Origin of the sequence: Paenarthrobacter sp. AMU7 (assembly GCF_041200195.1) — a bacterium.
GTDB lineage: Bacteria > Actinomycetota > Actinomycetes > Actinomycetales > Micrococcaceae > Arthrobacter.
In genome coordinates this window covers 3,220,480-3,234,019 of record NZ_CP165735.1, presented here as the reverse complement: position 1 = coordinate 3,234,019, position 13,540 = coordinate 3,220,480, and the positions used below count along the sequence as shown (strand labels likewise).

The window sequence follows — 13,540 nt, the reverse complement described above, 5'->3', positions numbered from 1 at the left end:
TCCCCGCAGCGGGGTTGGTGCTGCAGGCGTTGGTTCGCTGTGCGCGACAATCTATCAGTCCCGGCGGGGGATCCGGCGAAGGCTCAGCGCCGGGGAACCAGCAGGCCACCTACTGATTCGCGGTAGCTTTCCAAGGTGATGGCTGCCGTCCGTTGCCATCCGAAGGATTCGGCATGGGTGGCCGCCAACCGGCCCATGTCTTCCCGGGTCTGGACGTCATCGTAGAGGTCTTCCAGGGCGTCTGCCCAGTCGGAGGGGTCGTGCCCGTCCACCAGCATGCCCGTGCGCCCGTCGGAAATTGCGCGGGACAGGCCACCCACATTGGTGGCCACCACAGGTGTACCGCACGCCTGTGCTTCCAAGGCCACCAAACCGAAGGATTCGCTGAACGAGGGCATGACAACGACGTCTGCTGAACGGAACCAACTGGCCAGCTCCGGCGCCACGACAGGCGGCCGATGAGTGACGACGTCGGCCAGTCCGGCGTCTTCGATGATGTGTTGAAGGTTGAAATCCTTGGCCCCGCTAAGAGATCCCAGAATGGTCATCTCAAGGTCAATGTCCGGCCTGCGCTTACGCAGGATTCCCGCGGCTTTGACGAACACCTGGGGGCCCTTGAGCCGCTGGATGCGGCCGGCGAAGAGGATATGGAAACTGTCCGGCCTGACACCCCGCAAGGATCGCGACTTCCGCCGGAAAGACGGTGTGAACACTTTGAGGTCCACGCCCGGCGGCGCGACGTCGATCCGGTCAAGATCGGCACCGTAGTGTGACACCAGTTCTTCGGCCTCGGCAGGAGTGTTGGCCACCAGCCGGGCTGCGCCATCCACAATCCGCTGCTCACCCTCCTCGCGGCGCCGGGGCTCGGGGCGTTCGCCGGATTCGAGGACCAGGTTTTTGACCTTGGCCATGGTGTGCATGGTGTGGACCAGCGGAACACCCCAAAGCTGGGCCAACTCAAGCCCTGCCACCCCGGAAACCCAGTAGTGCGAATGGATGGCATCGTAGCGGCCGTGAAGTTGGCTTCCCCGGATCCTGTCGATTTCTTCCACCATCTGATGCAGGAGGGCAGGCAATTCTTCTTTGGGCAGTTTCCGGCGCGGCCCGGCCATGACGTTGTGGACGCAGACGCCGGGACCTGGATGCTCGACGGCGGCTTGGCCCGCTTTGGTGGAACGGGTAAAGATCTCCACCTCCACCCCGGACTCCGCGAGTGCCATGGCCAACGCCCGGACGTAGACGTTCATTCCACCGGCATCACCGGCACCCGGCTGCTCCATGGGGGAGGTGTGCAAGGACAGGAACGCCACACGACGGATCAACGGCACCGCATTCCTCCTGACACTCACAGCAAACAGCAAACAGCCAACACGCCTTTGCCCTGCAGAAAACACTACTCCTGCTGATCAAAGCCACCCCACGGCAACCCGGTGTTCTGGACAAGGCTGCTAGCGTGGCCGCTGTGAGCCAAGAACAGACTTTCGACATCCGCAAAGCCACCCCTGAAGACTGGCCCGGTATCTGGGCCATCCTGGAGCCGGTAATCCGGGCCGGCGAGACCTTCACCTGGGATCGCGACACCTCCGAGGAAGCGGCCAGGAACAAGTGGACCAAGGACGCTCCCGGCCAGACGTTCGTGGCCGTGGGCAAGGACACGGGCCAGATCCTGGGAACAGGAGAGTTCCACGCCAACCAAGCCGGTGGCGGCAACCACATTGCCAACGCCGGGTACATGGTGGGGGCCAACAACTCAGGCCAGGGCATCGCCCGCGCCCTCTGCGCCTATTCGCTGAGTGAGGCCAAGGCGGCGGGCTTCTACGCCATGCAGTACAACGCCGTGGTGGAGAGCAACGTCCGGGCAGTGTGGCTGTGGCAGTCCATGGGCTTCCGGATCCTCGCTACGGTCCCGGAGGCCTTTGACCACCCGGAGATCGGGTACGTCGGCCTGCACGTCATGTATCGGAAGCTCTAGGGCCCCACAACTGCGCCAGTTCGGGAAAGGCTGCCTCGTACCCGGTGAGGAGTAGTTCGCCCAGCTCCGCCGATCCGATCAAGGGATGCGCCGCGAAGGCACCCACGGCAGCGCTGCGCTCTCCATGGGCCACGGCGCGGATGGTCAGTCTTTCCACCTCCTTGACGTGCTGCATCAGCGTGAGGAACTGCCCGCCGGGCCGTGCTTGCGCAAGCGGCAACGCGCCGTCGGGCGTTACCTCGCAGGGAACCTCGACGACGGCGTCCGGCGGCAGCCCGGGCACGGCCACCTCCGGTGTGGCCAGGGCGCCTGACGGCAGCACCGGCGCGTTGGGCACGTTCAAAATCAGCTGGGCAGAACCGCCGCCGGACAGTGCCCGCATCACGGACAACGCCACGCGCTCATAGCCGCCGCCTGCGAGATCAGACTCGTCCCGTTGCTCTCCATGCGTACGGGCCTCGGCCAGGTAACCTTCCTCGCGGGCCCGGCGGGCGCCGTCCCACAGCTCAAAGGCGTGTGGGGCCTTTGCCAGGGCTGGATACAGGGCACTCTGCTGGTGGTGTATCGACGCTCCACGCGTTTCCTGCTGCCGGCGGATGGCGTCGGTAGCCTGCGCCGTTTGGTAGTAGTAGTAAAGGTATTCGTTGGGCAGGCAGCCAAGCTGCAGCAGGGTGTGCTGCCCAAACAGCCTGCCCTCTTCCATGGACTCAAGGGCCGCATGGTCGGAAAGCAGGCCCGGCAGCAGATCCTGCCCGCCGGGTGCCAGCCGATACAGCCAACCGAGGTGGTTCAGGCCGAAGTAGCCCACGCCGTCGAGCGTTCCTTCTGTGAGCGGCGCGCCAACAGCCCGCGCCGCCCGGTGGACCAGGCCACCGGCGGAATCGCAGATACCGATTACTTTGCGCCCCAGCACTGGCTCCAGTGCTTCGGTGACCATGCCGGCGGGGTTGGTGAAATTGATAAGCCATGCCTCGGGGCAGTGGCGTCGCATCGCCTCGGCCAGTTCCAGCATGCGGGGGATCGAACGCAGGGCATAGGAGATGCCGCCGGCGCCTGTGGTTTCCTGGCCAAGCAGACCGAGGTCCAAGGCCACGCGTTCGTCGGCGATCCTGCCGGCGGTGCCACCGGGCCGGATGGCAGCAAAGACCATGTCCGCCCCAGTGAGGGCCTCCCGCAGGTCCGTGGACACCACGACGACGGGAGTGGAACCGCCCGCCGGGGGCATGTCCCCAATCACGGCCTCGATGGCTGCGAGCCGTCCGGCGTCGACGTCGTACAGCACCAACTCGTCCACCAGCCCGGCGAACGGGCCCGCGCATAAAGCCCGGTAGACAAGGGGTACCCGGAAGCCGCCACCACCGGCGATCATGAGCCGCATGACCCGAGTCTATGCAGGCCTCAACATCTATGCAGCCCACTACGGTGCAGCGTAGTCTGCGGTGCATGGACGCTATGCCCCAGCGACGGTTTGATCCCCTTGCCTCCCTAAGGTCCCCTACGGACCAGCAGTGCGACCTCCTCCTGACCGGAACCGTCTTCCAGGACATCATCTTCACGGGTCTTCCGCACTCGCCTGAGCCCGGCACGGAGATCTGGAGCGAAGGCATGGGAAGCTGCCCTGGCGGGGTAGCCAACCAGGCCATCGCCGCTGCGCGCCTGGGCCTGCGCACCAACCTCGCCGCGACCTTTGGGGACGACGGCTACGGCGACTACAACTGGCAGATCCTTGAAAGCCAGGAACACGTGGACCTCTCGCTGTCCAGAAAGATACCGGGCTGGCACTCACCCGTTACCGTGTCGCTCTGCGTCAACCAGGACCGGTCCATGGTCACCCACGGGCACCCCGCCCCCGTGAGTTCCTCCGAGCTGATAGGACAACCGCCCAAGGCGCTCGCAGCCGTCGCTGACCTGGGTGAGGAACTGGAACCGTGGATGCTGGCGGCGAAGGAAGCGGGCACCAGGCTTTTTGGCGTCGTGGGCTGGGATCCCACGGGGGAGTGGTCCGAACGGCGCCTGGATCTTTTGGAGAACTTCCATGCATTCCTGCCCAACGCGCCCGAAGCCATGGCCTTCACCGGTAAGGCGGACCCTTGGGCGGCGCTGTACGCCCTGGCAGACCGGGTCCCCGTTGCCGTGGTGACGCTCGGCCCACAGGGTGCCGTGGCGGTGGACTCCGAGACCGGCGAAGAAGAATGGGTGCCTTCCCTTCCGGTGTCCGCCTACGATCCCACCGGTGCGGGAGATTGTTTTGGGGCGGCCTTCATTGTGGGGTGCCTGGCGGGGTGGAGGTTGGGGGACCGGCTCCGGTTCGCGAACCTCTGTGCCTCCCTGGCCGTCCAGGAAGTAGGCGGTTCCCTGGCCGCCCCCGGGTGGGGAGACATCGCCGACTGGTGGCAGCGGGCCAATGCGCGGAAGGAACGCCAATCCAGCCAGTGGCTTCGGCGTTTCGCGTTCCTGGAACCTATCGTCAAGGACATCCCGGCGGAAGCCCAGCGCCGCGCACGGGCGACGATCGCGCATTTGTCGGACGCGCAGTAATGACGCGCAATCCCGACGCGCAGCAGGGAACCGGCTGGCCGGCAGTTAACCCGAATTCACCGGCACCACTAGAATCTCTAGGGTGACTTACGAAGCAGCTGCAGATATCGGTATCGGGTCGAAAGCCTCCATAACAAAGTCGGCGGTGCTGGAACGCTCCGCCGTGATTGACCTCGAAGCCGTGCGGCACAACGTACGTCAGTTCGTCGCCATTGCGTCCCCTGCTACGGTCATGGCCGTAGTGAAGGCGGATGCTTACGGTCACGGAGCCGTCCAAGTGGCACGTGCAGCACTCGACGCCGGTGCCGCCTGGCTCGGTGTCGCGCATATCTCCGAGGCGCTGGCCTTGCGCGCCGCCGGAGTGGATGCCCCCCTGCTCGCCTGGCTGCACACCCGTGAAAGCAACTTCCAAGCGGCAGTAGCCGCCGGCATCGACGTCGGAATTTCCGGCTGGGAGTTGGACGCCGTGGTCGCCGCAGCCCGCGAACAGGAACGGCCCGCACGCGTCCACCTCAAGGTGGACACCGGCCTGGGACGTAACGGCTGCCCCATCGCCGATTGGGACCAACTGGTTGGCCAGGCCATGGAGTACCAGGATCAAGGCCTGCTGCGTGTGGTGGGTATCTTCTCGCACCTCGCTGTGGCTGACGAGCCGCACAGGCCGGAAACCGATGAGCAACTGGCCGTCTTCCGTGAGGCAATCGCCATGGCCGAGGACGCCGGAGTGGACATGGAAGTCCGGCACATCGCCAACACCCCCGCCACGCTGTCCCGCCCGGACTCGCACTTCGATCTTGTGCGTGTGGGCCTTGGCATCTACGGACTCTCGCCCTTCGAAGGGGCAACCTCCGCCGAGCTTGGCCTGCATCCTGCCATGACGGTCCGGACACTGCTGTCCAACTGCAAGAAGGTACCTGAGGGCCAGGGCGTCTCCTACGGCCTCAACTACCGGACCAGCGGGGAAAGCACGCTGGGCCTGGTGCCGTTGGGCTACGCCGACGGTGTCCCGCGCATTGCCACCGGCGGCCCGGTCCGCGTCAACGGCACCAACTACCCCGTAGTGGGCAGGATCGCGATGGACCAGATGGTCATCGACCTCGGAGCACTGACGCCCGAAGAGGCAGCCTCTTTCAAGGGCGCGGAAGCCGTCATGCTCGGAGACGGTGCAAACGGCGGTCCCACGGCTGACGATTGGGCCGCGGCCGCGGGGACCAACAACTATGAAATTGTTACCCGCATCAGCCCGCGCGTGCCACGCACTTACCTCAACGAGGTAAGTGCGCAGGCAGAGGCCCACAAGGCTGCCGGCCATGCGACAGAGGCGGCAGCACTGTGAGTGAACCCCAATGGGAGCGCACGTTGACGGTCACGACGGCGGAGCGGACGCATGCGCTCGCAGCAGCCGTGGGCGGGGTGCTTGAGGCCGGAGATCTCTTGGTCCTGACCGGCGAACTGGGTGCGGGAAAGACGACGTTCACCCAGGGGCTGGGCGAAGGCCTTGGCGTCCGGGCCGGCATCATTTCCCCCACGTTCGTTTTGGTCCGGATCCACCCCAATCTGGCCGATGGCCCCAGGCCCGGCGGCCCGGATCTGGTCCATGTGGATGCCTACCGGCTGGAATCGGCCGCGGAGATCGACGACATCGATCTGGAAAACACCATGGACACCGCGGTGACCGTGGTGGAATGGGGCAGGGACCGGGTGGAGCACCTCTCGGACAGCCGCCTGGAGGTTGACCTGCACAGGTCAGTTGGTGGGGAAAGCCCGGCAACCGCCACCGCAGCAGCCGGTGAGGTCATGGACTTCGATACCGATGACGACGACGAACCCCGCACCCTGGTTTTCCGTGGATACGGTCCGCGCTGGGCCGAAGCTCCACGGCTTCTTGAAACCCCGGCACCAGAGAAAGGCAACTGATGCTGATCCTGGCCATAGACACCTCCGCGGTGGCCAGTGCCGCACTGATTTCCGACGACGCCATGGAAAGCGTGGTGGATTCCTTCGCGACTGAGGACACCCGCAGCCATGCCGAAGTCCTGGCTCCCGGGATCGAAAAGCTCCTGGCCGGAGCGGGCGTCACGGGTGCCGATATCGATGCAATCGTCACCGGAGTGGGACCGGGCCCGTTCACGGGCCTGCGGTCCGGCATTGCGACCGCCCGAACCTTGGCCTTCGTCTGGAACAAGCCCCTGTATGGCCTGATGAGCCTGGACGCGATCGCCCTTGAGGTGGCCGAGTCCACGTCCGCTGCTCCTGAATTCCTGGTGGCCACCGACGCCAGGCGCAAGGAGGTTTACTGGGCGCGCTATACCTTGGCAGACGGCCAACTGCCGGAGCTTGTTGACGGGCCGCATGTGGGTTTCGCATCCGGGCTTCCGGATTTGCCGGTGTTCGGCGCCGGCGCAGGTTTGTACGCCGAGGTCCTGAAGGCCAACGAGGACTTTGCCCAGACTCAACCTGACGCAGCATCGCTGGGCCAGTTAGCCTTGGCCAGGCTCACTGCCGGGCAGGCGCTGCTGGACTCCACTCCGCTGTACCTGCGGGAATCCGACGCGCAGGTTCCCGGGCCCCGGAAGCGTGCGCTGTGAGGGGAGGCGGACTGTGAAATTGTCACCCAAGCTGGAGCTCGCAGGGGTTTCCCTGCGCGACATGACGGAAGCTGATATCCCGGCCGTAGAGACCCTGGAGCGCCGGTTGTTCCCCGTGGACGCCTGGCCGTTGCAGATGTTCTTCGATGAATTGGCGCAGCCCGAGACCCGCCGTTATGTGGTGGCTGAGGTCGCCGGAGAGATCGTGGCTTATGCAGGGTTGATGTGCATCGAGCCGATCGCGGACGTCCAGACGATCGCCGTCGTGCCTGAGTTTGAAGGCAAGGGCATCGGCTCCGCCGTCTTGACCGAACTCATCGACGAAGCCCGGCGGCGCCGGGCGGCGGACGTCCTGTTGGAGGTCCGGGCAGACAACCCCCGGGCCCAGCAACTCTATGTGAGGTTCGGCTTCGAGCAGATCCACGTCCGACCCCGCTACTACCGGGACGGCACGGATGCACTGATCATGCGTCTTGAACTGAACAAACCCCACGAAGGAGACACAGCGTGAGCGGCGCTCATCCGGAACAGCCCCAGCAACCATTGGTGCTCGGCATTGAGTCCTCGTGCGACGAGACCGGCGTAGGGATCGTGCGGGGCACCACCCTGCTCACCAACACGGTGTCCTCGTCCATGGAAGAGCATGTACGTTTTGGTGGCGTCATCCCGGAGATCGCTTCGCGTGCGCACCTGGACGCGTTTGTCCCCACCTTGCAGGAGTCCCTGCATGAGGCTGGTGTCACGTTGGACGACATTGATGCCATTGCCGTCACGTCGGGACCCGGCCTCGCCGGCGCGCTCATGGTGGGCGTCTGTGCGGCGAAGGCCTTGGCCGTTGCCACGGGTAAGCCGCTGTATGCCATTAACCACTTGGTGGCGCACGTTGGCGTGGGGCTGCTGGATGCGCGGACATCACCGGATGGCAAGCACGACGCCGGTGCTGCCGCCGGACTGGGTGCCGGAACGTTGCCTGAAAATCTCGGAGCCCTGCTGGTATCGGGTGGGCACACGGAAATCCTGCGGATCCGGAGCATCACCGATGACGTTGAGTTGCTGGGCTCAACCATCGACGACGCCGCGGGTGAAGCCTATGACAAGGTGGCCCGCATCCTTGGCCTCGGCTACCCGGGTGGACCTGCCATCGACAAACTGGCACGCCAAGGCAATCCCAAATCCATCCGTTTCCCGCGCGGCCTCTCACAGCCCAAATACATGGGTACGGCGGAGGAGAAGGGCCCGCACCGCTATGACTGGTCTTTCAGCGGCCTGAAAACGGCGGTGGCCCGGTGCGTTGAACAGTTCGAGGCCCGTGGCGAGGAAGTGCCCGTGGCGGATATCGCAGCCGCGTTCCAGGAAGCCGTGGTGGACGTGATCAGCTCCAAGGCGGTCCTGGCCTGCAAAGAGCACGGCATCACCGATGTGTTGCTGGGTGGGGGAGTTGCAGCCAACTCACGGCTTCGGGAACTGACCGGGCAACGCTGTGCGTCGGCCGGGATCACGCTTCACGTTCCGCCGCTGGACCTTTGCACGGACAACGGTGCCATGGTGGCGGCCCTCGGTGCCCAACTGATCATGGCCGGAGTTGGACCGAGCGGAATAGCGTTTGCGCCGGATTCCTCCATGCCGGTAACTACGGTTTCTGTGCCTGCCTAGGTTCGCGCCCAAGCAGGCACAGTCTCCAACTACGAGGCGTCCGGTCCCTTGCGCATTTGCTGAACGAGGTCCATGACCACTGCCTGCAGGTCCCCGTTGTGCTCGGCAGCAACACGCCGTTGGCGCTGGTAGCTGGCTCCACGTTCGATGATCTTCAGGACGTCTGCCAGTTCCTCGGAGCAACCCAGCTTTTCTGCCACAGGTTCAAGCCGCGCAACGGTTTCTGCAAGGTGTTCGGTGACCAGTTGTTCGTTGCCCTCGGCGTCGAGGATGATGATGGCTTCCATGCCATACCGCGCGGCACGCCACTTGTTCTCCTGCACATGCCATGGTGGCATGGTGGGGATGCTCCCGCCGGCGTCCAGGATGGAGGAGAACTCGTCCACGAGGCACTGGGTCAGCGCAGCAATGGCGCCTACTTCTTCAAGTGTGGCCAAGCCATCACAGATGCGCATTTCGATGGTGCCCAGGTTTGAGACGGGGCGGATGTCCCAGCGGATCTCTGACGTTGAGTCGATGACTCCGGTGGTGAACATGTCCTGGACGTAGGACTCGTACGCCTCCCAGGTTTCGAACTGGAAGGGCAGCCCGGCGGTAGGGAGTTGCTGGAACATGAGGGCACGCTGGGAGGCGTACCCGGTTTCTTCCCCTGCCCAGTAAGGGCTGGAGGCGGACAATGCCTGGAAGTGCGGGAAGTAGTTGACCAGGCCGTCGAGGATGGGGAGGACTTTGTCCCGGCGGTCAATGCCTACGTGGACGTGGACGCCGTAGATGACCATTTGGCGTCCCCACCATTGGGTCCGCTCAATAAGTTTGGCGTAGCGCTCTTTGTCCGTGACGGGCTGGAGCAGGGGAGGGCTGAAGGGGTGGCTGCCTGCGCAGAACACTTCAACGCCCATGGGATCGGTGACTTCGCGCACCGCGGCGAGGGAACGGCCAAGGTCCTCTTTGGCGTCCTTGACGGTCTCGCAAATGCCGGTGACAAGTTCAACGGTGTTGAGGAGCAGCTCGCGCTTGATGTGGGGGTGTTCGTCGTCCTCATTGAGGTCCGGGTGGTTGGCGGCGACGCCTTTCAGGACATCGTTCGCCACCGATACCAGTTCCCCGGTACGTGCATTGACGAGCGCCAACTCCCATTCCACACCCAGTGTCGATTGCCTGGATGGCGCAAAATCAATCTGCAAGTAGTCCCCTCAATTTGTACTTTCCGGCCTTGTGTTGTGTCAGCCGGGCACGGTTCCCCGCTGCGGGGCCGCCAGCGGTCGGATCAAGTCTAATGCAGCAGGAACACCGGTGATATCGACAGGAACCGACGTCGCAGCATGCCGTCATTTGCTAATGAGAACTATTCGCATTAGACTCGAGCCATGCACCTCACAGTCGTCAGTTCCCTGGACAGCCAATGCCGGGAGGCAGCCGCCGCAAGGCTCGGCCGAACCCATGAGAACTCCGTGGTTGTCCTCCACGATCTCCTGGACGGTTCGTTGGTCCTTCGACGCGTCTATCGGGGCGGTCAGCTGTTCGAACGCGAAACCACGGTCCTGGAGCATGGTTGCCTCAGCTGCACCGTCCGGCTTGACGTAGTCCCGACGGCGGAACGCCTCGCCGCCTGCGGCTTCGACCACGTGGTCCTGGGCCTCCCGCCGGGAGTTGCCGCAGGCATGGCCGTCGCAGAACTTCGCCGTGGACTCAGCCAGCCGGCTGTCATGGACAATGCGGTGCTGGCCATGGACCCGGCGGATTTGGATGACCACATCTGGGACCGACACACCCTGTTCGAATCCGGGTTCACCTCCATGCCCCAGGATGAGCGCACCAGTGGCGAATTCCTGATTGGTGAGTTCGGCCAGGTGGACACCGTGATGGTTTCCCCGGGTCTGGGAGCGGTATTGACCGGGGATCCGCGGGAAGGATCGGAGGCGTGGCTGGTCGGCTTGGAACTGCTGGGCCAGTTGGCGCCCCATGCCAATGCCGTCGGCTCGGCCGGGGAATTCCGGCCGGGTTGCTTCGACGATGCTGAAGCAGCGGCACGTAACCGGCCCGGCGTCGTGCGTGTGCCCCTGAGTGAAACACCTGGTCCCTTCCGGACCGTGCTGCATAAAGCGGGCCGTCCCCTTCACCCCGGACGCTTCCGGGATGCCCTGCCACAGCTGGCCATCGGTACGCACTGGCTGCGCGGCCGCCTATGGATCGCCTCCGCGCCCACGCGGCGGATCGCCGTCCAGGGTATTGGCCCCAGGGTCTGGCTCGAAAGTACCGGGAACTGGCTGGCCGACTCTGCAGGGTCCGGCCCTGGCGAGGCAACCGCAAAGGCCGGCGCCGACGTCGACGCGTTCCTGGACTGGCACCCACACCACGGCGACCGCGGCACCGTGCTTGCCATCACCGGACGCTCAGAGGACATCGACCCCACGGAAATCCGCGAGCTCCTGGATGGCTGCCAACTGACGGAGGCCGAAATGACGCTGGACTCCGGCGTCTGGGACGACCCCCTGGAACTCAGCGACGCCCTCTAAATCGAAGACCCACACCCACATCAAAGGAGAAACACCATGAAGGTCAGGAATTCACTGCGTGCCCTCAAGAAGATCCCCGGCGCCCAGATCGTGCGCAGGCGGGGGCGTACCTTCGTCATCAACAAGAACAACCCCAGGATGAAGGCGCGCCAGGGCTAACCCGCGGCAGGGTAAAAGGTGCAATGAATACACGGCTCTACCAACAGGGCGTTTAATGGGGGAATGCCAATCCTGAACAAAGACATGTCCCTGTGCATTTCGCTTGCGGCCCGGCCCAGCAATATCGGGACCAGGTTCCACAACTATCTCTACGATCTGCTCGGCCTGAACTTTGTTTACAAGGCATTCGCGCCCACTGACATCACCCTCGCGGTAGCGGGCATCCGCGGCCTCCCCATCCGGGGTGCCGCGGTGTCCATGCCGTACAAGGAAGCTGTGATCCCGCTGGTTGACGTGATGGACCCTTCAGCCAAAGCCATCGATTCGGTGAACACCATCGTGAACAACGACGGCGTCCTCACTGCTTACAACACGGACTACATCGCCATTGCCCGGCTCCTGAAGGACCACCAGGTTCCCAGCAGCCACACTGTCCTTCTCAGGGGTGCCGGAGGCATGGCAAAAGCAGTTGCCGCAGCGCTCCGGGACGCAGGGTTCACCGCCGTGACTATCGTGGCGCGCAATGAAACCACTGGACGAGCACTCGCGGATCTCTACGGATTCGGGTGGCAGGACGACGTCAACGGCTCAACAGCGGACCTGATCATCAACGTCACCCCGCTGGGGATGGCGGGTGCGGATGAGACCGCGCAGTCCTTCGACGACGCCACGGTCGCCGCTGCCCAGGTGGTCTTCGACGTCGTAGCGCTGCCTTCTGAGACGCCGCTCATCACCGCCGCCAGGAACTCCGGCAAGAAGGTCATCACCGGTGCCGAGGTCATCGCCATCCAGGCCGAAGAACAATTTGTGCTGTACACGGGTGTGCGCCCCAGTGCCGGGCAGGTCCGCGAAGCCTCGGAGTTCTCCCGTCGATGAGGTGTTAGCCGGTCACCGGCTCCACCACAACAGCCACTCTTTCCTCACCGATCCTGGTGAGGACCAGGGTGGCTGTTTTTGCGTCCTTGCCCTTTGATGGTTTGGCGGGAAGCAATTGCTTGCGCAGCTCCTCGGGAGTCACGGCCGTGCCGCGCTTCTTGATGTCCAGCACGGTGATGCCGTTGGCCTTTACCCACGTCTTCAAGGCCTTGACGTTGTAGGGCATCACCTCAAGCACCTTGTAGGCCCGGGCAAACGGAGTGTCGTGCAGTTCTGGCGCGCAGATGTAGGCGATGTGCTCATCCACCAGGTGCCCGCCCAGCCTTTCGGCGATGTCGGCTACCAGGCCTGCGCGGATGACTGCGCCGTCCGGTTCGTATAAGAAACCTTCAACAGGCCCGACGGCGGCTGCGGGACCTGCGTCGAAGTCTTCGCCGCTGGTGATTTCAGCGGCGCCCTGGCTGCCGATGACCAGGGCCGCCCGCCGCACGCCGGGGCGGGCTACGCCGTTGAACCACAGGGTCACTTCGGTGACGTCCCCGCCCACCGAGACCCATTGGGCCTCACAGCCTGAGGGTACGGAATCATGGGGGATGCCGGGCCCCATTTTGACGCCAATGGCACGTCCGGTGGCTGCCAGCTTCTCCACGAAGGACAAGGGCGGAGAGAAAGCCTCAGGGTCCCAAATCCGCTTGGTCCCCGACGTGGACGTGGTGCGTCGTGCAGGATCCAGCCACACGCCGTCGATCCCGTCCAGCTCCACGGACGTGGCATCCGAGTGCACCACGGTGGCGTGCGGGAACGGGATGAGGTTGATGGTGGCGCAGGCAGCGGTGGTTTCATCCATTTCAACGGCTGTCACTGAGATGTCCATGGACGCCATCGCCATGGAATCGGCGCCGAGGCCACATCCGAGGTCGGCCACGTGGGAAATGCCGGCCTTGGCGAAGCGTTCGGCATGCCGGGCTGCGACGTTCAACCGTGTGGCCTGCTCCAAGCCTGCTTGGGTGAACAGCATCTGCCGGGCGAACTCGCCGAACTTTGCCTCGGCTCGGGTACGCAACCGTGATTGCGTCAGGACTGCGGCCACCAATTCGGCGGAGTGGCCGGCTTTGCGGAGATCCGCGTTGGTGCTGAAAGCGTCGGCCTCGCGGTAGGGCCTCAAGGAGGCCAGGAGTTCCCATCCTTCAGTGGTCAGCAAGGGTGCGATCTGTTCCTGCGGTGCGTGAGGCATGGAA

The 13,540-nt window shown here is 64.4% G+C and carries 14 protein-coding genes; 10 read left to right on the top strand and 4 right to left on the bottom strand.

Annotation, left to right across the window (positions count from 1 at the left end):
• Positions 1-83 precede the first annotated feature (83 nt).
• Positions 84-1,328, bottom strand: coding sequence for a D-inositol-3-phosphate glycosyltransferase (mshA, locus tag ABQM86_RS14865; protein WP_369744793.1), 1,245 nt, complete (start codon positions 1,326-1,328; stop codon positions 84-86).
• A 125-nt stretch (positions 1,329-1,453) separates the two neighbouring features.
• Between mshA and ABQM86_RS14860 the strand changes: the two genes are divergently transcribed.
• Positions 1,454-1,972 carry a GNAT family N-acetyltransferase gene (locus tag ABQM86_RS14860; RefSeq protein ID WP_207594207.1) on the top strand — a complete coding sequence of 173 codons (519 nt, stop codon included), beginning with the start codon at positions 1,454-1,456 and terminating at the stop codon, positions 1,970-1,972.
• On the opposite strand, the gene ABQM86_RS14855 is transcribed toward ABQM86_RS14860, so the two are convergent.
• Complete coding sequence (locus ABQM86_RS14855) at positions 1,953-3,350, bottom strand: 6-phospho-beta-glucosidase (protein WP_369744792.1); 1,398 nt, start codon at positions 3,348-3,350, stop codon at positions 1,953-1,955. The genes ABQM86_RS14860 and ABQM86_RS14855 overlap by 20 nt on opposite strands.
• A gap of 65 nt (positions 3,351-3,415) precedes the next feature.
• On the opposite strand from ABQM86_RS14855, the gene ABQM86_RS14850 reads away from it, so the two are divergent.
• The 6 genes from ABQM86_RS14850 to tsaD all read left to right on the top strand — a co-directional run bounded on the left by ABQM86_RS14850 (position 3,416) and on the right by tsaD (position 8,751).
• A complete protein-coding gene (locus tag ABQM86_RS14850; RefSeq protein WP_242703353.1) occupies positions 3,416-4,510 on the top strand; it encodes a carbohydrate kinase family protein in 1,095 nt (364 codons plus the stop codon).
• An 82-nt stretch (positions 4,511-4,592) separates the two neighbouring features.
• Positions 4,593-5,846 carry an alanine racemase gene (gene alr, locus ABQM86_RS14845; RefSeq protein ID WP_207594204.1) on the top strand — a complete coding sequence of 418 codons (1,254 nt, stop codon included), beginning with the start codon at positions 4,593-4,595 and terminating at the stop codon, positions 5,844-5,846.
• A complete protein-coding gene (gene tsaE / locus ABQM86_RS14840) occupies positions 5,843-6,427 on the top strand; it encodes a tRNA (adenosine(37)-N6)-threonylcarbamoyltransferase complex ATPase subunit type 1 TsaE (protein WP_369744791.1) in 585 nt (194 codons plus the stop codon). Before alr ends, tsaE begins: the two co-directional genes overlap by 4 nt.
• Positions 6,427-7,098 (top strand): tRNA (adenosine(37)-N6)-threonylcarbamoyltransferase complex dimerization subunit type 1 TsaB, encoded by a 672-nt coding sequence (tsaB, locus tag ABQM86_RS14835; RefSeq protein WP_369744790.1) that lies wholly within the window; start codon positions 6,427-6,429, stop codon positions 7,096-7,098. Before tsaE ends, tsaB begins: the two co-directional genes overlap by 1 nt.
• A 13-nt stretch (positions 7,099-7,111) precedes the next feature.
• Positions 7,112-7,609, top strand: coding sequence for a ribosomal protein S18-alanine N-acetyltransferase (gene rimI / locus ABQM86_RS14830; RefSeq protein WP_089595758.1), 498 nt, complete (start codon positions 7,112-7,114; stop codon positions 7,607-7,609).
• Positions 7,606-8,751 carry a tRNA (adenosine(37)-N6)-threonylcarbamoyltransferase complex transferase subunit TsaD gene (gene tsaD / locus ABQM86_RS14825; RefSeq protein ID WP_207594201.1) on the top strand — a complete coding sequence of 382 codons (1,146 nt, stop codon included), beginning with the start codon at positions 7,606-7,608 and terminating at the stop codon, positions 8,749-8,751. The genes rimI and tsaD overlap by 4 nt, the downstream gene beginning before the upstream one ends.
• 29 nt (positions 8,752-8,780) lie before the next feature.
• Here tsaD and ABQM86_RS14820 read toward each other — a convergent pair whose 3' ends face one another.
• Positions 8,781-9,935 carry a glutamate--cysteine ligase gene (locus ABQM86_RS14820; protein WP_207594200.1) on the bottom strand — a complete coding sequence of 385 codons (1,155 nt, stop codon included), beginning with the start codon at positions 9,933-9,935 and terminating at the stop codon, positions 8,781-8,783.
• Positions 9,936-10,118: 183 nt separating this feature from the next.
• Between ABQM86_RS14820 and ABQM86_RS14815 the strand changes: the two genes are divergently transcribed.
• The 3 genes from ABQM86_RS14815 (at position 10,119) to ABQM86_RS14805 (ending at position 12,302) form a co-directional block, all read left to right on the top strand.
• Positions 10,119-11,267, top strand: coding sequence for a GTP-binding protein (locus ABQM86_RS14815; protein WP_369744789.1), 1,149 nt, complete (start codon positions 10,119-10,121; stop codon positions 11,265-11,267).
• A gap of 36 nt (positions 11,268-11,303) precedes the next feature.
• Positions 11,304-11,426 carry a type B 50S ribosomal protein L36 gene (gene ykgO / locus ABQM86_RS14810; protein ID WP_011775528.1) on the top strand — a complete coding sequence of 41 codons (123 nt, stop codon included), beginning with the start codon at positions 11,304-11,306 and terminating at the stop codon, positions 11,424-11,426.
• 63 nt (positions 11,427-11,489) lie between these two features.
• Positions 11,490-12,302 carry a shikimate 5-dehydrogenase gene (locus tag ABQM86_RS14805; protein WP_337339370.1) on the top strand — a complete coding sequence of 271 codons (813 nt, stop codon included), beginning with the start codon at positions 11,490-11,492 and terminating at the stop codon, positions 12,300-12,302.
• A 4-nt stretch (positions 12,303-12,306) separates the two neighbouring features.
• Here the strand turns inward: ABQM86_RS14805 and ABQM86_RS14800 are convergent, their stop codons facing one another.
• Entirely contained in the window at positions 12,307-13,536 is a 1,230-nt protein-coding gene (locus ABQM86_RS14800; RefSeq protein WP_369744788.1) for an SAM-dependent methyltransferase, read from the bottom strand.
• Positions 13,537-13,540: the final 4 nt, after the last annotated feature.

Bases quoted from the DNA above. Each gene is read 5' to 3' on its own strand.
- ABQM86_RS14850 (WP_242703353.1), top strand. From the start codon at position 3,416: ATGGACGCTATGCCCCAGCGACGGTTTGATCCCCTTGCCTCCCTAAGG.
- ABQM86_RS14805 (WP_337339370.1), top strand. From the start codon at position 11,490: ATGCCAATCCTGAACAAAGACATGTCCCTGTGCATTTCGCTTGCGGCC.
- ABQM86_RS14800 (WP_369744788.1), bottom strand. From the start codon at position 13,536: ATGCCTCACGCACCGCAGGAACAGATCGCACCCTTGCTGACCACTGAA.
- ABQM86_RS14855 (WP_369744792.1), bottom strand. From the start codon at position 3,350: ATGCGGCTCATGATCGCCGGTGGTGGCGGCTTCCGGGTACCCCTTGTC.
- ABQM86_RS14815 (WP_369744789.1), top strand. From the start codon at position 10,119: ATGCACCTCACAGTCGTCAGTTCCCTGGACAGCCAATGCCGGGAGGCA.
- ykgO (WP_011775528.1), top strand. From the start codon at position 11,304: ATGAAGGTCAGGAATTCACTGCGTGCCCTCAAGAAGATCCCCGGCGCC.
- tsaB (WP_369744790.1), top strand. From the start codon at position 6,427: ATGCTGATCCTGGCCATAGACACCTCCGCGGTGGCCAGTGCCGCACTG.